The sequence below is a fragment of the Chitinophaga niabensis genome, assembly GCF_900129465.1.
Classification (GTDB): Bacteria; Bacteroidota; Bacteroidia; order Chitinophagales; family Chitinophagaceae; genus Chitinophaga; species Chitinophaga niabensis.
In genome coordinates, this window is record NZ_FSRA01000002.1 from 96,008 (window position 1) to 120,070 (window position 24,063).

Sequence of the window (24,063 nt, forward strand, 5' to 3'; positions counted from 1 at the left end):
TTGGTCTTCACTGATTTAGTCTGATGTGTGCAACCCTGAGCGGCCTGGTGATAGCTTTACCAATCACTCAACTGCTTAAATATTATGCGCTGCTGACCGGTGCAATTCCTTCAGACGTCATGATCACGCGTTGCATGGTATCATCCTCATTGTAATGTAATACATCAATACATACCGAGCGGTGATGGCTATCCCCCTTTTCAAGACCTCCATTATGATAGAAGAAGTAAGTTTCGCCCTGAAAATCGAGAATAGCAGGTCTGTTGGTTTCACAATTACCGGCAATTTCATTAAGGATGCCTTTGAACTCCCATGGGCCATGGATGCTGCGGCTCATCATATAAGCCACTTTTTCAGGAAAACCATACCCGTAGCACAAATAATACCAGCCGTTCCTTTTGTGGATATGCGCGCCTTCCTGGAATTCCGGCAACTCAATAGTTCTGACAGGGCTTTGCAATGCTATCATGTTCTTTTTCAGCTCTGCATAATAACATTGCTGTTTGCCCCAGAAGATGTAGGCCCTGCCATCATCATCCAATAGTACTGTAGGATCAAAATTGCTGCCGTTAATAATATCCGTAGGAGTGATCAATGCAGTACCGCGTGCATCGGCAAAAGGGCCTGCCGGGTTATCTGCCTGTGCTACACCAATGGCTTTGCCTTCTATAGTGGCATGGGTTACTGCTGCATACCAGTAAAACTTCTGATCATGATGGATCACCTTTGAAGCATATGCATCTCCCTTAGCCCAGGAAAAGTCAGTGGCTTTTAAGGGGCTGGGGTGCTCCTTCCAGTTCTGCAGATCTGTGGAAGAAAAGCACAACCAATCCTTCATCACATATTCCTGCGAACCTTCCGGCGCTTCATCGTGGCCGGTATACAGATATACTGTGCCGTTATGGTTAACAACAGTAGGGTCTGCGGTGAATTTATGTTGGATGACAGGGTTCATAATAAAACAGGCCCCAAAATTCCTGCCAGACTAATCATCTACCCTATCCCTGTCTGCCTGCAACACCCATTCCTCCAATGTATCCATATCCGAAAATATAGGAGAAAGCAAATTCGCAAATTTCAACTGTGCTTCTGCTGAGGGGAAATAAGCATAAAAACCGCCGGCTTCAGGATCAAATTCTATTTCAGACAACAGGTCTTCGTCTAGTTTTTCCAATATCTGTGTAATATGTCCTTCCCAGCAGTAACCATTTCCTTCATAGTCATGCTTTTTAAAGAAAGTATAGTACCTGTTATACAGGTCATCACTTTCCAGGTCTGCGGATACGCTATACACGTCATCGTTTTTCCTTAATGTAAAAGGATAATGTTTGTTTGTTTCCATATGATCTATTTCTCTGCAATAAATTTCGAATATCAACCCTTTGCCTGCCCGGGCGCAACGCCGAACTTCTTCTTAAAAGCTTTGCTGAAATGCTGCACGGAGGAATATCCCAACTGATCCGCCACTTCTTTGATGGGCAGCTGCCGGTATAACAACATTTCCCTGGCCTCATTCAGCTTATGATCTGCCAGGTATCCAAACACGGTATTATTAAAAACTTCTTTGAATCCTCTCTTCAATTTAAACTCATTGATCCCTGCAATGCGGGAAAGTTCCATGAGAGATGGGGGTTGTAAGGAATGTTGAATTAAATAGGATTGCGCATAACGGATCCGTTCAATATCGTCCGCTGTTATACTGGAAGAGAAAGGTGTTTTGCCGGTAAGGGTTTCATATGCCTGTGCCTGTAATGCCAGCAGTTCAATACATTTGGATTGCAGGTACATCATCTTCAAACCACCGCTGAACTGGCAATGCATAATATCCTGGATGCACTGATGCATGGCCATGGTAATAGGCATATTTTCCTTGCTGACATCTATCTTACTGTCAGTAGATATTCTGTTAGCAAGGTCCATCAGCAGCGGAGAGCTGTTCTGTGCCAGTGCCAGGAATGCATCGGTGGTGAAGTGCACTTCAAAGAAACGGTACCGTGTATCCTTAGCGTACTCCCCGGCACCTGTGAACTGTGGCAGGTAATGCATATTGCAGAAGTTCTCTACAAAATCGTACCTGTCGCCGTTCCTTTCATTCTGCAGGAAGCCATAGCCGGATAAGGTGAAATGTAATTCTACCACAGAAGGTTCATCTCCCATATCCATATGCAGGTTGATCTGCTCACGCAATGCAATATCCCCATACTTTACAAAGATACCTGCAAAGGACAGCTGTACCATTTCCGCATCGCCAAAAGGGAATTTTATCTTATTCCTTCTCTCAATAACCTGCGTCTGATCGATCACAGCCGCCGTTGTTCCCTGGTTAACTTTCCCCGCACGCCCTTTAGCATCATAAACACTTACGATCATAAAAGAATCCGTTTAGTATAAAACATGCTCCGTATGGTATAAAAGTAAATATAAAATTCCGAAGGAGTTTTGCCTGTAAAATAAAAGACCAGATGTTTTACCAGATCACATTATTTCTCCACTCCTGGCTGCGCTGGCCGGTGATGTTATTATTGCTGGCCACCTTATTCATTAGTTTATACGGCTGGTTGGCTAAAAGACCCTTTTCGGACAAGCACGGGAAGCTGTTTGCATTTTACAGCGGGATGCTGGGCATACAGGGTATAACAGGCCTGGTGCTCTTCTTTGTTACCAGCCCTATCACTACCTATATCTTATATCATAACATGAAAGGTATCACCGCTGATCCGGGCATTACCTTTTTTACGTTGCGGCATCCGCTTTCTATGTTCATAGCTGTGATAATATGCAATACAGGAAAAAAGCGGGCGGGAAAAATGTTGCTTCCGGCAGTTAAGTTCCGGACCTGGTTTATTTTCACATTGATCGTGTTCCTGGTTGTGATGGCCAATATTCCCTGGCCTTCTATGGAGTTTGGCAGGCCCTTGTTCCGGTTCTAAAGGAGCAGCAGGTTCTTCCAATTGCGCTGCGGGTCCTTCCAATTGTGCTGCAGATTTTTCCAATTGCGCTGCGGGTCCTTCCAATTGTGCTGCGGTTTCATTCAATTGCGCCGCAGTTTCTTTCAACGATGCCGCGGCCAGTATTTCCTGCAATTGCAGCATTGTTTCCTCTCTTTCAATTCCCAGCTTAAGCAGTTGCATGGCCATACCCACTATCCTGCGGTACAGGCCACGCTGCTTGGGCATAATGCAGTAGATCTCAGAAGCGATCTTTGAAGCTGTACTTAAAAAAGAAGCAAATTCCATTGTTCTTTTGAACCGGGGATCCTTCTTTACCCGTTTACCGGTTAAAGAGCTTTTCAAACGGACATAGTACCCATCACCCATTTTATAAAAACAGATGTTTTCAATAGTACCTGTTATTTTTACCGGACCTGTTTGCTTTGCCATTATGCAAAGGTAGAGCAGCTGATCTTGCAGAAAATTGTGAAATCCCAATAAATTGCGCAGTGATCCCGTACCAATCCCGTATCAATCCCGGGGCCATCCCGTATCCATCCCGTAGTAAAAGCGTATGGGATAATTACAATCTGCTCCCTTTTACTTCTTTCGGGCTCAGCCCGTATTTCTTCTTAAACTCATTACTAAAGTGCTGCAGGGTACTATACCCTGTTTCATAAGCTACCGCCGTTACCGTTCTGTCTCCCTCCCGGATCATATTCCTGGCCTGCTCCAGCCGGTGATCTTTCAGGTACCCAAAAACCGTGTTCCCAAAAACATGTTTAAACCCGGCTTTCAGCTTAAAAGTATTCAGGCCTGATTGCCGGGCCAGTACTGACATGGAAGGCGGATGCTGCAGATCATGCAGCAGGATCTCCCGGGCCTGGTGTACCTTCCTGATATCTTCCGGGAATAATTTCGCCCCAGGCACCGGCCGTTTCTCCCTTTCTTCCAGTTGCGCGCATTGCAATGCCAGCAGTTCCAGCGCTTTCGATTGCAGAAAAAGCTTACGCAACCCGCCCCGGTAGCCACAGGCCTTCATGCTTTCTATCAGCATATGCATCTTTGGCGTTAAAGGAAGATTTTGACAGTCTTTATGAAAAGAGGGCTTTTTACCCGCAACATATTCCGCCAGTGCTTCCATTACCGGGCTGGTATTCTCTGCCAGCGCCAGGAATCGCTCCGGCAGAAAGCTGAGCACAAACACCTTCAGGTCCTGCTGCTTTTTATATACTGTTGCTGCCGTTGTATAAGCATTCAATAAAATATTATGTTCACCTGAAGTGAAGTGTTGTGGTTGCTCTTCCCCATGCGCCATGGTCACAATATCCCCCTGCTGCAAAAAAGCAATGCAGGGCATGGGTGCCTGTTCAACTGTAGAAACATGCAGCTCCTGATGCACATCACCATTACAATAACCAATATGGATACCATCTGAATAAAACTGGCGGAAACGCAGGTCCCAGAAAGGCTTCCGTTCTTCCTGAACGGCTTCCCAGGCGGAGCAATCCATTAATTCCTCCCTGTTGAGCAATAATTTGTCTTTGTGCAACACCTCACGGGCACTGTTCCTGAACACTACTTCCATAATTAATTTATTTTACGCAAACTTTAATCCCGATCCCGCAACATTTCCCGTTCATCATTCCTCAAATTTGCGTTGTATACTTCTATAACGGTATATTTCCTGATTACCCCCTGCATCCGGGGTACTTTGTACTTTATTTAACATACAGCATGCTCTATTTTCTTTTTCATACCATCCTGCGCTACCGATTCGCAGTAGTAATGCAAAACCTGGCCCGCTCTTTCCCGGAGAGATCATACGAAGAGATCAATCATATTGCCGGCCGGTTCTACCGGTATTTCAGTCATATGTTCCTGGAATGGCTGGAAATGGTACTGCTTTCTGAAAAACAGATGAAGAAACGCGTGCAGGTGAATAATGCCGCTTTGCTGGAGCATTATCATGCACAGCAACGGAACATCATCATTATGTTAGGGCATTATGGGAACTGGGAATATGCCAATATCCTCCCTTCTTATCTTTCATTTGATGTACACGCCGTATTCAAACCTTTATCCAACAGGCTGTTCGACAGGATCATGCGCAAGCTCCGCTCCCGCTTCGGTTTAAAATTATTATCCATGGATAAAGTGGTGCGGTACATGCATGCCAACAGGCAACGGCCGGGTGCTTACATCTTTGTATCAGACCAATCGCCTTCGCAGGAAAACCGCTTCACCATGGACTTCCTTCATCAGCCTACCAATGTTATTACAGGAGCAGAGCGGATCGCCAAAAAACTGGATGCAGTAGTGGTGTATGCCGTGATAAATAAAAGAGACGCCTCCTCTCATTGGGAGATCTCTTTCTCATTGATCACAGACCAGGCTGCTGCAACGCCCGAACATGCGATCACTAAAACATTTTCCGAATTCCTGGAACAGGACATCCGCAGATCTCCTGAGTACTGGCTGTGGAGCCACCGCCGCTGGAAAAACAACCGATCATGATCATAGCGCTTACTGCCATATTATTGCTGCTTGCGGTGTTTGCTGCACTCACAGGTATACTGATGCAATACCACCGTTCACTGGAAGATTAAACATTTTTCCTACCTTCAGGGTATGCTTAATTTACGTGTAAACTACCCTTCCATTCCCCGGGAAATGGATGTATTCAAAGAATACTGCAGTAACATTAACCCTTCCCTTGCCAGCAAATTGCTGCATGTACCTTATCAATCACTGGACGCATCCGGCGAAGCGATCGTATTTAACTGGTTGCGCGCGGCACCGGAACATTCAGACCTTATTTCCCTGCCCAGTGGCAACAATGCACTCTTTTGTGTACTCTCTTTCTTCAGGAGCATTACGGAACATATTGCCATAGAACCTACTACCTTCCCCGGTTTTAAAATGGGCGCGGCCGGTATGAATTACCAGTTCCATATCATCACCACGGATGAAGAAGGCATGCTGCCGGAAGCATTGGCAGCACATCTTAAAACCGGTAAAAGTAAACTCATCTACCTGCAACCTACTATCCACAATCCCACCTGTAACGTCATGTCTTTAAGCAGGCGGCAGGCCATTGCAGAAGTAGTAAGGGCGTATGAAGATGTATATATCCTCGAAGACGATGCCTACCGCTTCCTGCATCCTGATCCTCCGCCTTCTTTCCTCACTATCTTACCGGAGCGTACCATGCATGTGCATAGTATGTCCAAACCCTTCAACCCCATGTTGCGTGCAGCCTATCTTGCAGCACCAAAAGGACTGCTGCAGGGTATCGAAAACCTTGTACAACTTACTTCCAGCGGCACCTCCCAGCTTTTTACCGATTTCAGTCTTTACCTGATGAAAGGAGAACTGCTGAAAGGGATCATCCGGGACAAACAGCAGGCCGCACAGACCTTACAGGAAAAGATCGGGCAGATCTTTAATGGCCTTTCCTACAAAACCTTTCCCAGCTCCTATCATATCTGGCTGAAAGCAGACCCTGCTTTGGCAGATCAATGGAAGGAAATGAATATTGACATTCCTCCCGGAGCAGGATTCTCCGTCACAGATCATACAGATCATATCAGGATTGCCCTGGGAATGTCCTGGGACCAGGCGGAACTGTTGCCTGGTTTACAAGCCATTGCAGATACCCTGAAATAGTTTTTTTCCTGAACACTTGGAGAATAGGATATAAATCCTTTATTTTGTCTACAGTTTTAGTAGACTAATAGGCCAACGTATTAAAAAACCACTCCTGAATGTAAGGTAACTGTCCACCACCAGCAGCAGATCCTTATCAAAGGCGTTTCGTAAAATCAATCGGGATGAAACCTTTACACACATGTTCAATCCAACCCATGGTGGCAATGCATACATTATATTCCCCCATGCGTTTTAGTTGTTGCTGCTGATACGGCCGTAACATCCGTACCCATTTTATTCCTGCATCATAGCAAGCCACTGGTGAGGCCTCCGTGTTTCCCCAGGCCGCTGCTTTCTTCCAACCAGTAATCTATTTTATGAAACAGTTTTATGTTCTTCTCCTGTTTATCAGCTCGTACAGCTGGGCGCAGCAAGCCCCGACACTGAGCGGCACTGTTACAGATGCCGTTAGCAAACAACCCCTGGCGGGCGTCAGCATCTTTATAAAAGGTTCTAACACAGAGATCGTATCTGACGCAGATGGTAAATACACCATCCCCGGTACAGCAAAAGAATATGTGCTGTTTGTTAGTCTTGTTGGCTATCAAAGCCGGGATGTGAAGATCAGTGCAGCCAATGCACAGATCTCCCTCCAACCGGGCAATCGCACGATCGATGAAATTGTAGTGGTAGGATATGGTACACAAAAAAGAAAGACATTGACAAGCGCCATCTCTTCCATCAATGCTGCGGAAGTGAAAGATATTCCGGTGGCTGGTTTCAATGAACAACTGCAGGGAAAAGCTTCCGGTGTACAGATCAATTCCAATACCGGCATCCCCGGCGATGGTGCTTTTGTACGCGTGCGCGGCACTACTTCCATTAATGCCAGCAATGATCCCTTATACATCGTAGATGGTGTGTTCATCAACAATACCAGCCTGCAAACCGTTAACAGCGGCGGCCGTGCTACTTCTCCCATTGCAGACATCAACCCGGATGATATCCAGCATATAGAGATCCTGAAAGATGCCAGTGCCACTGCTATCTATGGTGCCCGAGGAGCAAATGGTGTAGTGATCATTACCACTAAACGCGGCAACTTCAATTCTAAACCAACCGTTAGCGTTAGCTATTCAACCGGCTGGGCAAAAGCAGCGGAACTATGGGACCTCACTACAGGCCCTGAGCATGCTACACTCATCAATGAGTTCTACGCTAACTCACTCGCAGATGCTACCAGCGCCGCAGATAAAACAAAATATGCGCTACCTCCATTCCGCCCTGTCAGCCAGGGAGGCAGAGGTTTACCGGAAGAGCAGAAAACATACGACCGCCTCAGTAAATTATTCCGCACAGCAAGGATCAGCAACTATAATGTTGCTCTCAGCGGTGGTGGTGCCAACACAAAATATTTCATTGGCGCAAGTTATACGGACCAGGAAGCTATTGTAAAACCACTGGGCTTTAACCGTGGAAGCTTCCGCCTGAATGTGGACCATAAGCTCAATAGCAAGGTACAGGTAGGTGTGAGCAATGGCCTTACCCGTTCCTACAGGAACCAGGGCAGAACAGGTGATGGCCCTGCAGGTGGCATGCTGCAATCAGCCCTCCATACGCCCACCTACCTGCCGGAAGTGAATGCAGATGGCACGCCTGCACGCTGGGCCGGGTTCGACAACCTGCAGGTACTGATCGACAACTACAATGTGAACACCACAAGCCTTCGCTATATCGGTAATCTTTATGTGGATGCTGAACTGCTTCCCGGTTTAAAATTCCGCAGCAGCTGGAGCCTGGACTATAACAATTATGATGAATCAGAATACTGGAACGACCAGATGCAGTTAGGCGCAGCACCCACTAATGGCCTTGCTACTTCCAATATCACACAGAACAGTACCTGGATCAATGAGCAAACACTTTCTTACCGTACAACGTTTGGCCGTAAACATGACCTTGGCATTCTTGTCGGTAATACCATCCAGAGCAATATCACTAAAAGCACTTTTGCGCAAGGCTCCGGTTTCCCGGGCAATGCCTTCACCCTCATTTCTGCCGCAGCTACCAGAACTGCTTCTCAAACCTGGACGAAATACAACCTCACTTCCTTCTTTTCAAGGATAGATTATAGTTATGCTGATAAATATTTTCTGGAATTCACCATCCGCGCAGACGGCTCTTCCCGCTTCGGAGAGAACAGGAAGTTCGGTTACTTTCCTGCTCTCGGAGCTGGCTGGCGCCTGAAAGAAGAACCTTTCCTGAAAGGACTGGATGCTATCAGCGACCTGAAGGTAAGGGTCAGCGCTGGGCTTACCGGTAATCAGAACGGTATCAACAATTTCGCAGCCCAGGGAAACTGGACCGGTGGCGCCGGCTATCCTGATAACAGCAGTGGAGATAAACCCGGTACGGCACCACAGCAACTGGCCAACCCTGATCTGCAATGGGAAAAAACAAGGCAACTCAATGCCGGTATTGATCTCGGCCTTTTAAAAGACCGCCTGGGTATTGAATTCAATGTCTATTCAAAATATACAACGGACAATCTGTTGCAATTACCTGTTTCCGCTATCACCGGTTATACTTCTTACTATGCCAATGCAGGTGAGATCAGTAATAAAGGATTTGAACTATCCATTAATTCCGTGAATGTAAAGTCGCGCCACTTCCGCTGGACCAGCAGTTTCAATATTTCACGGAATGTGAACAGGGTAGAAAAACTACCTATCCCCATTAATCAATACAGCAGGGATTGGGTGCGCATCCAGGAAGGATATTCACTCTATTCCTTCTGGTTATACAAACAGTTGTATGTAGATCCGCAAACAGGGAATGCCGTATTTGAAGATGTGGTAAAAGATGGCAGCATCAATGTGGCAGACCGGCAGATCCTGGGAAATGCTGCGCCTGAATTCTTTGGCGGATTGAACAATACGCTCTCCTGGAAAGGTTTTGACCTCAGCGTACTGATCAGCTACCAATATGGGAATGATATCTTCAACCTGAACCGTTTCTTCGGAGAAGGTGGCGGAACACGCGATGCGAACCGGGTACTCTTTGCCAACCAGCTCAGGAGATGGCAGAAACCGGGTGACATAACAGATGTACCACGCCTCACCGCTTTCGGCAATAACTATACACTGGAGCAGAACAGCCGCTTCCTGGAAGATGGTTCATTCCTGAAACTGCGTACGCTCACACTTGGTTACAAGCTGCCAAAGATCCCCAAACTGCAAAACGTGCGTGTTTATTTCACCGCCAGCAACCTCTTCACATTAACCAATTATTCCGGACCAGATCCCGAACTGAATGTGAGCAGTAACCAGAACATCCAGGGCCTTGATATCGGTACACCACCACAGCCCCGCTCCTTTCAATTTGGCCTTAACGTAACACTGTAATAACCATGAAAACACTACAATATATACTCCTGCTTGCAACACTCACTTCCTGCAACAAATTCCTGGAAGTAAAACCAAAGGATTCCATCCCCGATGATGTGGCAATTGTTGACAAAGCATCTGCACAGGCGGCTTTACGCGGTGTGTACAGAGGACTGGCATCGGATGGTTATTATGGTAACTCCTTTCAGTCTGTAGGTTATCTCTCCGGCGATAATATTCAATGGACGGGCTCACAATCTATCGTACAGCAATTCATTGATCACAAGGTAAAAGCAGATAATGCTACCGTTGCTGCTGTATGGGTGGCCATTTATGCCACTATCAATAAAGCCAACAATGTGATCGTGAAGGTGCCTGAACTAAAGGACGCATCGCTTACTGCTGCAGAGCGTGATCAACTGATCGGTGAAGCACGTTTCATTCGCGCACTGGCTTATTTTGATCTTGCCCGTACATGGGGTGGTGTACAGATCGTACTTACACCTACCACTTCAGCAGCTGATAAAAAAGGAATAAAACGCAGCACACTGGCACAAACCTATGCACAGGTACTGGCAGACCTTGAAGCAGCAGAACCTTTACTGGCATTACCCACCGTACAGAACCCCGTTAGAGTGAACAAAGAAACCGTGTGGGCTTTACGTGCGCGTTTTCACCTCTATCAGAAAGAATGGGCACTGGCAGAAAATTACGCGGCTAAAGTGATCAGCAACACTACCAATTACCAGTTGCTGAAACCTTTCAATTCTTTCTTTACACCAGCCAGTGCAGTGGCCACAAAAGAATCCGTATTCGAATTATCCTACAGTGCTACTTATACCAGTGCGCACAGGAGTCAATGGCAGCCACCTGCTAATGGTGGTACACGCCAGATTGCTCCCAACAATGCCGTGATCGCTTTATTAAATGACCCGCTCATTGGCGGTACACGGAACACCCTCTTAGCCAAAACCTCGGCAGGGCTCTGGTACGCAAATCTATACTACCGCAGCCCTGCCACCGATCCTGCCTATCTTATCCGGATTGCAGAATTATACCTGATCAGGGCAGAAGCACGCGCCAACCTGGAAAAAAACATTGAGGCCAAACAAGACCTGGATGCCGTGCGCGACAGGGCAGGTCTTACAGCCAGCACCGCAGCTACTAAAGCAGACCTGTTGCTGGCCATTGAAAATGAAAGGAGAGTGGAATTTGTTTTTGAACCACACCGCTGGTACGATCTTATCAGAACCGGCAGGGCAGCAACTGTACTGAACCTTACAGATGCCAAACGATATGTGCTGCCTATTCCGGCCAATGAACTGACCATAGATCCTGCCCTTGAACCAAACGATGGTTATTAAACAGTAAAAGCTTTTGCATATGCCTGAACTACATCACACAACTCCCGCCGTGGAGTGGAACAACCGGGAGAAGATCTTCTTTCGGTTCTTCTTCATTTACTTCCTGCTGCAGGTTGTACCATTAGACCCCGCGTACTTTTCTTCCGTTAACTGGACGGTGTTGCATTATGGAGATATCTTCAACATAGCGCATTATCACCCGCCGTATTTTTCTGCCTGGGGGATCATAGCATTGGTTGCACTGGTTGGCACTGCCATCTGGACTTACATAGACCGTGATAAACGTATTTCATATGACCGCCTCTATTACTGGATACGGGTAGCCCTGCGTTACCGGCTGGCCATTGCATTATTTGCCTATGGCTTTCTGAAATTCTACCCGCTGCAGGCGCCGTACCCTTCTCTCAGTAACCTCAATACCTACTATGGTGATTATACAAGGTGGAAGTTATTCTCACTGAGCCTCGGCATCGTGCCGGACTATCAGTCTTTCCTGGGCCTCGTGGAGATCATTACCGGCGGGTTATTACTATACAGGAAAACAGCCAGCGTAGGCGCCTTTATTGTATTGATCTTTACAGGGAATGTGTTTATGTCCAACATTGCTTATGAAGGTGGCGAACAGGTATACAGCTTATACCTGATCACATTGGCACTCTTTGTACTCAGCTTTGATATCAAGCGGCTGTTTCAGTTACTCATCCTGCAAAAGCCTGCTTTCCCCAACCGCTTCCATGTAACACTCACAAAGAACTGGCAGCGTTATGGCAGGCTGGCATTGAAATCATTCGTTATCTTTTTCTTTGTACCCGCTTATGCCTTTAAGCTCTCCATGAGCCAAACCTACCAGTTCCCAACCACCGCAGGTTTAACAGGTACTGAAGGGATCTACAATGTTACACAGTTCAGCAGGAACCAGGATACACTGCCCTATTCCAAAACAGATCCCGTCCGATGGCAGGATGTGGTGTTTGAAAAATGGGCCACCATCAGCATCCGTTCCAACCGCCCCGTGATCATTGATTCCAATAATACAGAAAGCGTATCTGCCCCGGAAAACAACAGGACCTATGAACTGGAAGGCACCGCCGGCAGGCACTATTATAGTTATGATGTGGACACACTCAAACAGATACTCACACTTCATAATAAAAACAAACACTACAAAGGAGAACAATTGGTACTGCATTACAGCAGGCTGAATGATTCAAAGCTCTTGCTCAGCAATGACTCACTTTATGTGGTGCTGGACAAGGTCCCTAAAAAATGGTTGCTGGAAGAAGTGGCCCGCGAAGGCCGCAGGAAATCTATCAAACTATAAATCTATTACTATGTCAGTTATTGAAACTGTCCTTGAACAGGATGCCCGTACTACCACCACAACAACCCCGGTGGATACCTGGAAACCATGGCACAAAGTGCTCTTCCGGATAGCATTTATATTCTTCATTGCCATCTGCATTCCCAACAGTACGGAATGGTACAAGCTGGTACTGAATATAGACTGGACGCATCTGCATTACCGTGATCTCTATGATATTGCCCGCTTTGGTTCCGGCATCAACTTATTTGGTGATAGCATCTTTGGCAGTAATCTCCTGGGTTATGCCAACTGGATCACCACCGCCATCATTGCCATAGCCGGAGGTTTCCTCTGGACCGCCATTGTGCAATGGAGAAAAACAGAACGGGAAGAATACAATGTGCTCTATTACTGGCTGCGGGCGATAGTACGTTACAGGGCAGGGATCGGTATCATAGGTTTCGGCTTCACTAAATTACTGCCGGTACAAATGCCCTACCCTTCCCTCGGTATCCTCAACACCAACTTTGGTGATCTTACTGCGCAGAAAATATACTGGCTGTCTGTAGGCATTGTGCCCTGGTACCAGATCTTTGCCGGTGTTGTTGAAATAACAGCAGGTTCATTATTACTCTTCAGAAAAACCACCACGCTCGGCGCCATCCTGTTATTCGCTGCATTGGGGGATATTGTGTATGTGAACTTTGCATACGATGGTGGTGTACACGTATACAGCAGTTACTTTGTATTACTGGCCGCCTTCCTGCTGATAAATGATCTGCCTAAATTATACAACCTGCTCATCCTGGAACGTTATACCGTTCCCGTTAACTTCTATCCTGATTTCTCCGGATGGAAAAAATACACCCGCTTTGGGATCAAAGCAGCAACCCTCTTTATTTTCCTCGGCTGGTTCTTCTACCTTCAATTGATCAACTTCCTGTACGACCCTTATAAACAACCATCCGTTGCCGGAGAAAAAGAATTACGCGGTAATTACACCGTAACGGAATTCCGGCTCAATAACCAGGTGATCCCTTATTCTCCTTTGGATTCCGTGCGCTGGCAGGAAGCCACTTTTGAAGACTGGACCACTTTCACCTTCCGCGTGAACCGCCCGGTATTCCTCGATCTATCCAATGGCGGCGGCGATCCGCAAAGAGACCTCAACAGGACATTTGAAGTGGCGGGTGTAGGTGGAGGCCAACGGGTTTTCCATTACTATGCAGATCCAAAGAACCATGTATTATACCTCCAGGATAAATTCAAAGCAAACCCCGAACGCAGGAACCGCGCAGCAGGCGTAGGCGGAGATGGCGGAACAGCCCGTAACCTGAAAGCAGATAGCAGCCTTACCGCTACTGCTGCATTAACGGATAACTGGATCCCTAAGGAAGTATGGCAGGATGAAGTGAACAGGATAGATCCACGCGCTGCTTCCACCCGCAGGAACAGGGAGTTTGCCACCGCAAAGAACAATGAAAAAAGGAACCGCATGATCCTGCAATACGATACAAAAGATGGTAACAGGATCATCCTGCATGGCATCAATGAAAACAAAGATTCCATTTATGTAGTGCTGGATAAAGTGCAAAGGAAATATGCCCTGTCTGAAAGCAGTTTAAAAGCCGGAAAATATTGAGATACTTATTGATCGTTTTCGCATTTGCGGCATGTAATGAACCCGTACGTTTCAACCTGGGCAGGGCAGCCACTGCCGCAGAGATCAAGGCATGGGACATAGATGTTCGCCCGGATGGAACGGGTTTGCCGGAAGGCAGCGGCACCGTTCGTACCGGCAGGGAGATCTATGCTGCAAAATGTGCGCTCTGCCATGGCAAAACAGGTATTGAAGGACCCTACAATGTACTGGTAGGCGCTATAGATGATACCACCAGGGCAAAAACCATCGGCAACTATTGGCCTTATGCCACTACCCTGTTCGACTATACGCGCAGGGCCATGCCATATAACCAGCCAGGTTCTTTAACGGATAGTGAAGTATACAGCATCACCGCCTTTTTGTTACATGCCAACAAGATCATTGATTCCACTACGGAGATGAATAAACGCACTCTTCCTGCTATCGTAATGCCCGCACGTAAACATTTTGTGAATGACGACAGGCAGGGCGGGCCGGAGGTAAAGTAAGCACATATGGAAGAAAAGAAGATCAAACGCCGCACATTATTGGCAGGAGCCGCAGCAGCAGCTTCACTGGCCTTTATGAAGATAGCTTCCGGGCAACTGGTACCCGTGCAAACTGCGGACCCTACAAAAAAACCCGGTCCACCTCCAGGGGAAATAGGTACACGTTCTCCCTTCGAGCAACCGCTGAAGATCACTTCAGATACTTCCTCCCGCACGCCGCTGCAGGACCTCTTCGGCACCATCACTCCTTCGGACCTTCATTTTGAACGGCATCACGGAGGAGTGCCTGCCATTGATCCGCATCGCTATGAACTACTGATCCATGGCATGGTAGACAAACCCATGATCTTTAAACTGGCAGACCTGAAAAGATTTCCTTCCGTGTCCCGCATTGCTTTTCTGGAATGTTCCGGTAACTTCAGATCGGGTAAAGAGAAAATGACGCCCCAGGAGATCTGCGGCTTAACCAGCCAGAGTGAATGGACAGGCGTAATGCTTTCCACACTTTTCCGGGAAGTAGGCGTACATCCTAAAGCCACCTGGTTTCTTGCAGAAGGCTCGGATGCTGCCGTGATGACGCGTAGTATTCCCGTAAAGAAAGGCTGGGACGATGCCATGATCGCCTATGGGCAAAATGGAGAAGCCCTCCGCCCGCAGCAGGGTTATCCTGCAAGGTTATTCCTCCCGGGCTGGGAAGGGAACACCAATGTGAAATGGATCAGGCGCATTGAATTATCAGATCAGCCGTTCATGACCCGTGAAGAAACATCCAAATACACAGAAGAGATCAAAGATGGCAAGATCCGCCAGTTCAGTTTTGATATGGATGCCCGTTCCATCATTACTTTCCCCGCCTATCCTGTACAACTGGAAAAAGGATGGGTGGAGATAAGAGGAATTGCCTGGAGTGGCCGCGGTAAAATAACAGCCGTAGAGATCAGTACAGATGCCGGGAAGAACTGGTACCTGGCAAAATTACAGGAGCCGGTACTGGATAAAGCACACGTAGCTTTCCGGTATCTTTGGCACTGGGATGGGAGCGAAACAGAGATCATGAGCAGGGCTATAGACGAAACCGGCTATAGCCAGCCTACTTTAAAACAACTCGTAGCCGCAAGGGGTAAAGATATGGGAGGTTATCACCTCAACCCCGTAACGGCCTGGATAATAAAAAGAGACGGACAGGTATTGTTCAAACCGGAAAAATGGAAATAGTATGGAGAAAAGGGATTATGACGCAATTGTTGTAGGCGCAGGACCAAACGGGCTTGCAGCCGCCATTACTTTACAACAGGCCGGCCTGGCCGTTTTGCTGATAGAAGGTAAAAGTACCATCGGCGGTGGCTTACGCTCTAAGGAGCTGACCCTGCCGGGTTTTGTGCACGACGTTTGTTCTGCCATTCATCCCATGGCGCTCAGCTCTCCTTTCTTTTCCGCTCTTCCCCTGAAAGATCACGGGTTACAATTCATTCAATCTCCCATTGATGCTGCCCATCCTTTCGACGATGGAACTGCCGCAGTATTACAGCATTCTATTGAAGACACTGCCCGCCTGCTGGGAGAGGATGCACAAAGTTATAAACAACTGATCACGCCGCTGGTGAAAGACTGGCCGCTGATAGCGGACGATGCATTAGGCCCCCTGCATTTCCCTGCACATCCATTTGCCATGGCACGCTTTGGCCTGAAAGCATTAACCTCCGCCACCTTCCTGGCCAAACGGTTCAAAACACAAAAAGCCCGTGGCTTGTGGGCAGGCATGGCAGCACATGCCATACAACCTTTAACGAATACTTCCACTTCTGCCATTGCACTGGCTTTAATGATTGCAGGGCACCGGCAGGGATGGCCCATTCCCAAAGGTGGTGCGCAATCCATCGCCAATGCACTCGCTTCCTATTTCCTGTCCATCGGCGGCAGGATCGAAGTGGACCAATACATACGTTCTTTAGATCAATTACCTTCTTCCCATACCGTATTGTTTGATGTAACACCCAAACAACTCCTGCAGATTGCAGGGCACCGCTTCTCTTCTATTTATAAATGGCAGCTGGAAAAATACCGTTACGGTATGGGCGTATTTAAAATAGACTGGGCACTGGACCAACCCATCCCTTTCAAAGCCCCTGAATGCAGAGCCGCCGGCACGGTACACCTGGGCAGCACACTGGAAGAGATCAGATTATCGGAGCAGCAATCTTCCAATGGCCGGCATGCAGAGAAACCATTTGTATTGCTGGCACAACAAAGCCTCTTTGATACTTCCCGCGCACCATCCGGCAAACAGGTAGCCTGGGCCTATTGCCATGTACCCAATGGTTCTGTTAAGGACATGACGGGTATTATCGAAAACCAGGTAGAACGTTTTGCGCCCGGCTTCAGGGATACCATCCTATCCAAACACGTGATGAACACGGCAGATATGGAAGCATATAATGCCAATTACATTGGGGGAGACATCAATGGCGGGATCATGGACCTTGCCCAGCTTTTCACCCGGCCGGCATTACGTTCCTCTCCTTACCGGACATCCGCCAAAGGTTTATATATATGTTCCTCATCCACTCCTCCCGGTGGCGGCGTACATGGCATGTGTGGTTATCATGCTGCCAAACGTGCCCTGAAAGATGTGTTCGGCAAATAATGTAATTTGCCGGCATGATCACTATCAGACCCATTCAGCCGGAAGACGACGCTACCATTGCACACATAGTCAGAAGTACGCTCACGGAATTCGGTGCCAATAAACCCGGTACCGCATTCGCGGATGCTGCTACCGATCATTTGTCCGTAGTTTTTGCCAAACCCCGCGCTATTTACTTTGTAGCCCTGGTAGATGGTGTGATTGCAGGAGGTGCAGGCATTCATCCATTGGATGGAGGCCCGGAGCATGTTTGCGAATTACAGAAAATGTACCTGCTGCCTGCTACCAGGGGGAAAGGCATTGCCCGCACCCTGATTGCCCAATGCCTCGACTTTGCCCGTGAGAACGGTTATACCCAATGTTACCTGGAAACAATGCCCGCACTGGAAAAGGCCCGGAAGCTATATGAACACCTGGGCTTCATTTACCTGGACGGTCCTATGGGAAATACAGGGCATTTCAGCTGTGATAACTGGATGCTGAAGGACTTATAAGGCTAAAAACCACCCGTAAAAGCCCTCTTTTCGTTCATTTTTGCAAATAAGTGTCCGCTTTTGAGAATGCCTGTTTTTACTTTTCTCCTAAATACACTCATTTTCAGCCCTCAACTACCCCTTTTTTGTCCGCTTTTGAGAATACGTGTCCGATTTCGAAAATCCTCTTTTTAACGGAACCAACCGTCCGTAACAACATTGCTTTCCCATCACTTTTTCAATCCCTCATAAACCTTTACCAGTAAGGTATTCAAGCCATTTCGCCCCACTTCCGCGATGGAACCATTCCTAACTATTAGCTTGTTGCCCCCTTCACCGCGGATTACTTTTACATCATCAACAACAACGCAAAATTTAAAACGCTAAAAACAAAATATTATGAAAAAGATCATCACTATCCTTGCTATCATGTTCACCGCCGGTGCAGCTTTCGCAAATAACGACAACGTTACGGAAAACAAAAAGGCCATGAATACTTTCACCAGGGAATTTGCAGGTGCTTCCGATGTTGCCTGGTATCATTCCGAAGAAGGCACCATTGCCAAGTTCAATCTTAAAAATTCCAAGGTAACTGCGCACTTCAATAAAGAGGGCGAATTGATCGCTACCTCCCGTTATATTACAGATGTAGAGCTGCCGGTAAATGTGATCTCTAAACTGATCAAACATTTCCCTGATCAAAATATCAGAACGATTGTAGAATACAATGTTGAAGGAGAAAATACTTATGTGATCACCCTGGAAAGCAAAACCGAATGGACCATTTTAAAGGCCCAGAACGGTAACCCGCTGACCACACTCAAGAAACTGCAAAAAGCATAGGTTTTATCACGCCATTTTTAATTCAGCACAGCTGTCTCTCTTTGCAGAGACAGCTGTTTGTTTTAACTTTAAGTATGACTAAAACCCGCATCACTGACCTGCTGATCTTCACGCACCCCACGTACAAGATATTGATAAGCCTTGCCCTGGCACTGCTCACCTTCTTTTTTGCCAGGAATGCGGAACTGAACTCCCTGTTATTATACACCTTACTTTGGGATGTATTTGCCCTGACTTACATTATCATAACCTGGACGGTTTTTTTCTTCCGCCCACCGGAACAGATCAGGAAAGTGGCCAGGGAAGATGATGGCAGCAGGTTGTATGTATTCCTGGTGATATTGGTCGCTGCCTTTTCCAGTATGTTCACGGTACTGCTGCTGATGCTCTCAGAAGATACCAGCAATACACTTTATATACCCGTGGCCGTTGGAGGGATGTTACTTTCCTGGGCAATGGTACATACTACCTTCACGGTACACTACGCACATTTATATTATGACGATGCCATAGGCGATAATACAAAACATGCGGAAGGGCTTAATTTTCCCAAAGAGAAAAAACCGGATTACCTGGATTTTGCATACTTCTCTTTTGTGATCGGCATGACCTTCCAGGTATCTGATGTACAGATAGAATCCCGCACCATCAGGCGGATCTCACTTGTGCACGCACTTTTGTCTTTTATCCTGAACACCTTTGTAGTAGCGCTTACCATCAACCTGATAGCCGGATTGAAGAAATAAAAAAGGCCCCCGGTATAACCGGGGGCCTTTTAAGATCATTTGATCAGTTTATTAAGTGTTTCCTGTGCTATGGGATGGTAATTCTGTTTGTACTTTGAGTAGATCCGTTTAGCCATCTCCTGCCCTTTGGGCGTTTTCATCATTTCTGTATATAAAGGGGTCAGGAACTTGCGGCGTCCTACGGTACTCAGGAAGGTTTCCATATTCCCGAATGCCGGCGTGTAATCTGCCGCTACGGACATAATGAACCAAAGGTCTGCCACCTCGCTGTTACCCGTTTGGGTAAAATGATAAGCTTTATCCAGCTGCCCCATCTGCGCCGCTGTTAGAGGTTTAGGCATTTTACGCAGGAAGTGCAGCCATTCGTGGGAAGTCCATCCTTCTGTTGCTACCGGCGCTCCTTCCAGGAAGTGTTTGCGTTCAGCATCTACCTTTTCAAAACGTTTCTGCGGTACACGCGGACAGTTGGCAGGAATGCCAGGGCCATATACCCAGGCATCGATATTGATCTTATTGGTTAAGGAAGTATCTCCTTTCAGGAGGTGCTCATTTAAATATTGCAGGAACTGTGCCGTATGCATGGTTTTAAATGCATGGGTATCGAAGTAGTTACGCAGGAAGGAATCCAGCCTGGCGCGGCCGGTAGTTTCTTCTACCAGGCGGAGGAAATGAGCGCCTTTCTCATAGGCAATGTCCGTTAAACCATCATCCGGGTTGCGGTTGGTAAGGTCCAGTTTTAACCAGGTATCCCTGCTGTCCCTGCCCAGCTCATTCACGGTTTCTTCCAGGTCCTGGTAACCCAGTTCCCATAACATATCTGCATAATCGGCTCCCATCATGGCTTCCATAATGCGGCGTTCAAAGTAAACAGTGAATCCTTCGTTGAGCCAGAAATCTTCCCAGGTGGCATTCGTTACCAGGTTCCCGCTCCAGCTGTGCGCCAGCTCATGTGCAATGAGGCTCACCAGTGAACGGTCTCCCGCTATGATAGTAGGTGTACAGAAAGTGAGGCGCGGATTCTCCATACCACCCAATGGGAAGCCGGGAGGTAATACCAGCACATCATAACGCCCCCATCTGTATGGGCCGTATAAAGACTCTGCCGTGGTCACCATCTTACCTACTTCCGCAAATTCGTAATGCGCTTTTTCCAGCATAGCCGGTTCTGCGTATACGCCTGTCCGTTGGTCGATAGACTTAAAACCAATATCTCCCACTGCCAGTGCCATCAGGTAGGCAGGTACCGGTTGCTCCATCTTAAAATGATACACGCCACTATCATTCTTCTGCTGAGCATTCTCTGCACTCATCAAAGCCATCAGGCCTTTAGGTACCGTTACGCGGGCACTGTAAGTGAAACGTATGCCTGGCCCATCAGCACAGGGGATCCAGGTGCGGGCATAAATAGATTCAGATTGTGTATAAAGGAAGGGCTGCTTTTTTCCCAGTGTTTGTGAGGGTTCCAGCCATTGCAGGGCGGTAGCTTTACTGCTTGTGCCATACCAGATCACCACCTGGCGCGAAGCTGCTTCCACAGGAATATTCAGCCTGCTGCCCAGGTTAGGTAATGCGGAATCAAGGGTATGTGTTACTTTCTTTCCGTCTACCGTAACACTGTCAATTGTCAACCCATCCGTGTCCAGGTGTAATGTTGCAGCCTGGGCCTTGTTCTCGATCGTCCAGGCAGCGCTGCCGCTGATCAGGTGTTTTTCAAAGTTCACGGCAATATCCAGGTCCAGGTGTTGTACGCTGATACTGTCCGCATTGGACAAAGTATGCCTGTCTTTTACATTTACAAGAGCGTCCTGGGCTACCCGGGTTGCAGGAGGTTGATTACAGGCAGCTGCTGAGAAGAGCAGGGCCACCGGTATTGCGTATTTCATGAAGCAGATTTTGTTAAGTATCCGAAGATATTACAATTCAGGTATTAAAAAAGCCCCGATCGTACGATCGGGGCTTTACTTATTTTACTGGTTCAGGTGTTAGCTTAGGGTTTTCAAAGTAGTAGATCCCCCGGGCCTTCAACAAGGGTAACGCTGTTTTCAGCCGCTTTTCAAATTGCACAAAGTCCTTCTTATCCGTTTGCGTCCAGGCAGCTTCGGCTAATGCGATCAACCTGGGGAAAGTAAGGTAATACATCCGCTCCCTGGAAGCGATCGTTTCCGTCCAGAGGTTAGCCTGGATACCTTCTATCAGCGGGCTGTTCCTGTTAACGTTATCAGGCAGGCTATTCAGGGAAAAATCATACACACTTTTCAGTTCATTGAACAGGTTACCCGGCCATCTGCGGCCAACCGTAGCGGAACTATCCTGTACAAAATCAAAATAGAAAGGAAGACGCGGGCAAAGCACCACTTTATACCCTTTCTCCAAAGCATTCTTTAGTTCGTCCTTTTTTTCATGGCGCCACCAGAAAACGATGGTTTTACCGGGAGGCAAAGAAGAAGCCGTTACTTCATCCCAGCCGAGGATGCTGTTGTTTAACTTAATAACCGTATCCGCCATCCTTTTAAGGAAATAATGCTCTACGTCCAGCAGGGAATTCAATTTCTGGCGTTTCATCAGGTCCTGCACGGCGGGATCAGTTTTCCATTTCTCATTTCCAAAGCTCACTTCATCACCGCCAATATGGATCATCTGAGAAGGGAAAAGCACATCCACTTCCTTCAGGATATTACTGAGGTACTGGTATGTTTCCTCTTTACCGGGATTGAAAGTGAATTCAGGATGTTTTGCGGAGCCGCCTCCACTGAACTGCGGATAAGCCCTGTTAGCTGCAGTTGCATGGCCCGGCATATCAATTTCGGGAATAACGGCAATGTGCAGTGCTGCTGCATAAGCAACAATCTCTGCTACATCCTGCTGGGTATAATACTGAGCAGGAGCAATGGAATCGTGGTAATTACCGATCCCTCCCACAAGGGCAAGACGCGGATATTGTTTGATCTCTATCCTCCAGCCCGGCTGATCTGTAAGATGCCAGTGGAAACGGTTTAACTTATAGAAAGCCATTTCATCCAATATCTTTTTCACTTCTTCTTTTCCAAAGAACTGGCGGGATTCATCCAGCATAAAACCTCTCCACTTATATAAAGGTGCATCTTTGATATTCCAGCAGGGAATGAGCTTACCGGGAAATTTCCTGGCCAGCTGTAAAAAAGAGACCGCTCCGTAAAAAAGCCCGGTTTCATTTCCTGCGCTGATCACCACCGCCTTTTTGCTCATCTGCAGGTGATACCCTTCCGGGTTGCTTACTTTTTCCAGTTGAAAAATAATGGCAGGCTGCTCACTTTTATCCTGGATAGCAGTACGAACACCTGTATAACGTAGTAATAATTTTTGAAGGGAATGTGCAGTGCCCTGTAATGCCGGGTCATTGGCGATGATAGGGGTATTATCCTGCAATAAGAAATGGTCCTGGGCAAAGGTGGCCTGGTTAGGCATAGGGATCACCGGGCAACTCTGCTCCTGTGCAACAACCACCTGGCTTACGGAAATGTATGCCAGCAATAGCAATAATGATCTTTTCATGTAGATTACTTCCTTGTTGATAAAGCATTAAAGATAATAATCTTCATGAAAAATTACTATCAGACCTGCGACTGTGTAGCGGACTGCAAGGATTGCACATATTGCTTCTCTTCTTTCAGCCAGTTGAGCATCCGCATTCTGATGGAAGATTGCACCTCACTTAACACAATGTCCCTTTCCGGAAGACCCTTTAATTCTTTCTCATGCCAGTTAAGGCAGGCCCTCTTTTCACGGATAGTATGGAATCCTTTTAATTTTTTGCGCATCAGGGTGGTGCAGTAAATAAAGTATTCCGGTGAATTAAAATTGTATTCGTACAGGATGTAATGCAACTGATCAATGTATTCTTCATTGGATAAACTGCCGTGATCATTCAACAGGAACAGTAATCTCCTGTAGTACATTACCATTCTGAAAGAAAGGTTTCCTCTATGGTTCAGCATAGGGCTGAACATAATATCCAGTAAAGGTTCTTCTACATTACGTTTACGCAGGAACGTCTTCATATCTGCAATACGTTCTTCCATCTGACGGCTAACGATCACAACATAACTTTGCGGTAACTGGTAATCAATGGCAAGATATTCGGAGAAATGCTGTTCCAGGCCCATTAAGATCCCATGCAGCATTCCTTCCAGCTCCAGGTAAAAAGCGATCAGTGAATCATCTGAATGCTGCTGGTATTTATGCAGGATCTCCAGCCAGAGGATCATTTGGAACTGGCATTCCTGCACATCCTTTGTGATGTGCTCTTTCTTACTATCCTTATCGGCCAGCTCTTTTAAATTAGCTGTAATGGCTAGTTTCTGTACTCTGACCTCTTCCAGCAGAACAGGCATTTGTTCTTTGGTACTGATCAATACGCCGGGGCATACTTTTTCTAAAATGATCTGTTGTAAGGTGTGCATACGGGTCCAGGTTATTTCAATCTGATTAAAAAGATGACTGATAAAACAGCCAGTACTAATAAAAGAGCGATACAAAATATTAACACAGGAATATTGAAGACTGCATTTTTTGTATTGGCTTTTTTCACAAGCG

General features: G+C 47.0%; 20 protein-coding genes. 12 read left to right on the forward strand and 8 right to left on the reverse strand.

Annotated elements, in window-relative coordinates:
* Positions 1-82 precede the first annotated feature (82 nt).
* From BUR42_RS17310 to BUR42_RS17330, 5 genes are all read right to left on the reverse strand, one after another.
* Positions 83-955: a glycoside hydrolase family 43 protein gene (locus BUR42_RS17310; protein ID WP_084185667.1), complete on the reverse strand. Its 873-nt coding sequence runs from the start codon at positions 953-955 to the stop codon at positions 83-85.
* A 30-nt stretch (positions 956-985) separates the two neighbouring features.
* The gene (locus BUR42_RS17315) at positions 986-1,342 is read right to left on the reverse strand and encodes an Imm51 family immunity protein (protein WP_074240709.1); all 357 of its coding nucleotides are present in this window, start codon (positions 1,340-1,342) and stop codon (positions 986-988) included.
* Between the two features lie 32 nt (positions 1,343-1,374).
* Positions 1,375-2,370: a helix-turn-helix transcriptional regulator gene (locus BUR42_RS17320; RefSeq protein ID WP_074240710.1), complete on the reverse strand. Its 996-nt coding sequence runs from the start codon at positions 2,368-2,370 to the stop codon at positions 1,375-1,377.
* A 314-nt stretch (positions 2,371-2,684) separates the two neighbouring features.
* The gene (locus BUR42_RS17325; protein ID WP_074240711.1) at positions 2,685-3,380 is read right to left on the reverse strand and encodes a hypothetical protein; all 696 of its coding nucleotides are present in this window, start codon (positions 3,378-3,380) and stop codon (positions 2,685-2,687) included.
* A 133-nt stretch (positions 3,381-3,513) separates the two neighbouring features.
* Positions 3,514-4,518: a helix-turn-helix transcriptional regulator gene (locus BUR42_RS17330; RefSeq protein ID WP_074240712.1), complete on the reverse strand. Its 1,005-nt coding sequence runs from the start codon at positions 4,516-4,518 to the stop codon at positions 3,514-3,516.
* A gap of 110 nt (positions 4,519-4,628) precedes the next feature.
* On the opposite strand from BUR42_RS17330, the gene BUR42_RS17335 reads away from it, so the two are divergent.
* The 12 genes from BUR42_RS17335 to BUR42_RS17390 all read left to right on the forward strand — a co-directional run bounded on the left by BUR42_RS17335 (position 4,629) and on the right by BUR42_RS17390 (position 19,491).
* Entirely contained in the window at positions 4,629-5,447 is an 819-nt protein-coding gene (locus BUR42_RS17335; protein WP_262488018.1) for a lysophospholipid acyltransferase family protein, read from the forward strand.
* Positions 5,448-5,561: 114 nt separating this feature from the next.
* Positions 5,562-6,599, forward strand: coding sequence for an aminotransferase class I/II-fold pyridoxal phosphate-dependent enzyme (locus BUR42_RS17340; protein WP_074240714.1), 1,038 nt, complete (start codon positions 5,562-5,564; stop codon positions 6,597-6,599).
* A 359-nt stretch (positions 6,600-6,958) separates the two neighbouring features.
* The gene (locus BUR42_RS17345; protein WP_074243058.1) at positions 6,959-9,985 is read left to right on the forward strand and encodes a SusC/RagA family TonB-linked outer membrane protein; all 3,027 of its coding nucleotides are present in this window, start codon (positions 6,959-6,961) and stop codon (positions 9,983-9,985) included.
* A 5-nt stretch (positions 9,986-9,990) separates the two neighbouring features.
* Positions 9,991-11,331 carry a RagB/SusD family nutrient uptake outer membrane protein gene (locus tag BUR42_RS17350; RefSeq protein WP_074240715.1) on the forward strand — a complete coding sequence of 447 codons (1,341 nt, stop codon included), beginning with the start codon at positions 9,991-9,993 and terminating at the stop codon, positions 11,329-11,331.
* 19 nt (positions 11,332-11,350) lie between these two features.
* Positions 11,351-12,652 carry a hypothetical protein gene (locus BUR42_RS17355; protein ID WP_074240716.1) on the forward strand — a complete coding sequence of 434 codons (1,302 nt, stop codon included), beginning with the start codon at positions 11,351-11,353 and terminating at the stop codon, positions 12,650-12,652.
* Between the two features lie 10 nt (positions 12,653-12,662).
* On the forward strand, positions 12,663-14,276 hold the full coding sequence (locus BUR42_RS17360) for a hypothetical protein (protein ID WP_074240717.1): 1,614 nt from the start codon (positions 12,663-12,665) through the stop codon (positions 14,274-14,276).
* Positions 14,273-14,785 carry a c-type cytochrome gene (locus BUR42_RS17365; protein ID WP_234979707.1) on the forward strand — a complete coding sequence of 171 codons (513 nt, stop codon included), beginning with the start codon at positions 14,273-14,275 and terminating at the stop codon, positions 14,783-14,785. The genes BUR42_RS17360 and BUR42_RS17365 overlap by 4 nt, the downstream gene beginning before the upstream one ends.
* 6 nt (positions 14,786-14,791) lie before the next feature.
* Complete coding sequence (gene soxC / locus BUR42_RS17370; protein ID WP_074240718.1) at positions 14,792-16,000, forward strand: sulfite dehydrogenase; 1,209 nt, start codon at positions 14,792-14,794, stop codon at positions 15,998-16,000.
* Between the two features lies 1 nt (position 16,001).
* On the forward strand, positions 16,002-17,429 hold the full coding sequence (locus BUR42_RS17375) for a phytoene desaturase family protein (protein WP_074240719.1): 1,428 nt from the start codon (positions 16,002-16,004) through the stop codon (positions 17,427-17,429).
* Between the two features lie 14 nt (positions 17,430-17,443).
* Complete coding sequence (locus tag BUR42_RS17380; RefSeq protein WP_074240720.1) at positions 17,444-17,923, forward strand: GNAT family N-acetyltransferase; 480 nt, start codon at positions 17,444-17,446, stop codon at positions 17,921-17,923.
* A gap of 378 nt (positions 17,924-18,301) precedes the next feature.
* A complete protein-coding gene (locus tag BUR42_RS17385; protein ID WP_074240721.1) occupies positions 18,302-18,745 on the forward strand; it encodes a hypothetical protein in 444 nt (147 codons plus the stop codon).
* A gap of 74 nt (positions 18,746-18,819) precedes the next feature.
* Entirely contained in the window at positions 18,820-19,491 is a 672-nt protein-coding gene (locus tag BUR42_RS17390) for a DUF1345 domain-containing protein (RefSeq protein WP_074240722.1), read from the forward strand.
* 35 nt (positions 19,492-19,526) lie between these two features.
* Here the strand turns inward: BUR42_RS17390 and BUR42_RS17395 are convergent, their stop codons facing one another.
* From BUR42_RS17395 to BUR42_RS17405, 3 genes are all read right to left on the reverse strand, one after another.
* Positions 19,527-21,374 (reverse strand): M1 family metallopeptidase, encoded by a 1,848-nt coding sequence (locus BUR42_RS17395; RefSeq protein WP_074240723.1) that lies wholly within the window; start codon positions 21,372-21,374, stop codon positions 19,527-19,529.
* A gap of 79 nt (positions 21,375-21,453) precedes the next feature.
* A complete protein-coding gene (locus BUR42_RS17400; protein WP_074240724.1) occupies positions 21,454-23,022 on the reverse strand; it encodes a beta-N-acetylhexosaminidase in 1,569 nt (522 codons plus the stop codon).
* A 59-nt stretch (positions 23,023-23,081) separates the two neighbouring features.
* Positions 23,082-23,930 carry a hypothetical protein gene (locus tag BUR42_RS17405; RefSeq protein WP_074240725.1) on the reverse strand — a complete coding sequence of 283 codons (849 nt, stop codon included), beginning with the start codon at positions 23,928-23,930 and terminating at the stop codon, positions 23,082-23,084.
* Positions 23,931-24,063: the final 133 nt, after the last annotated feature.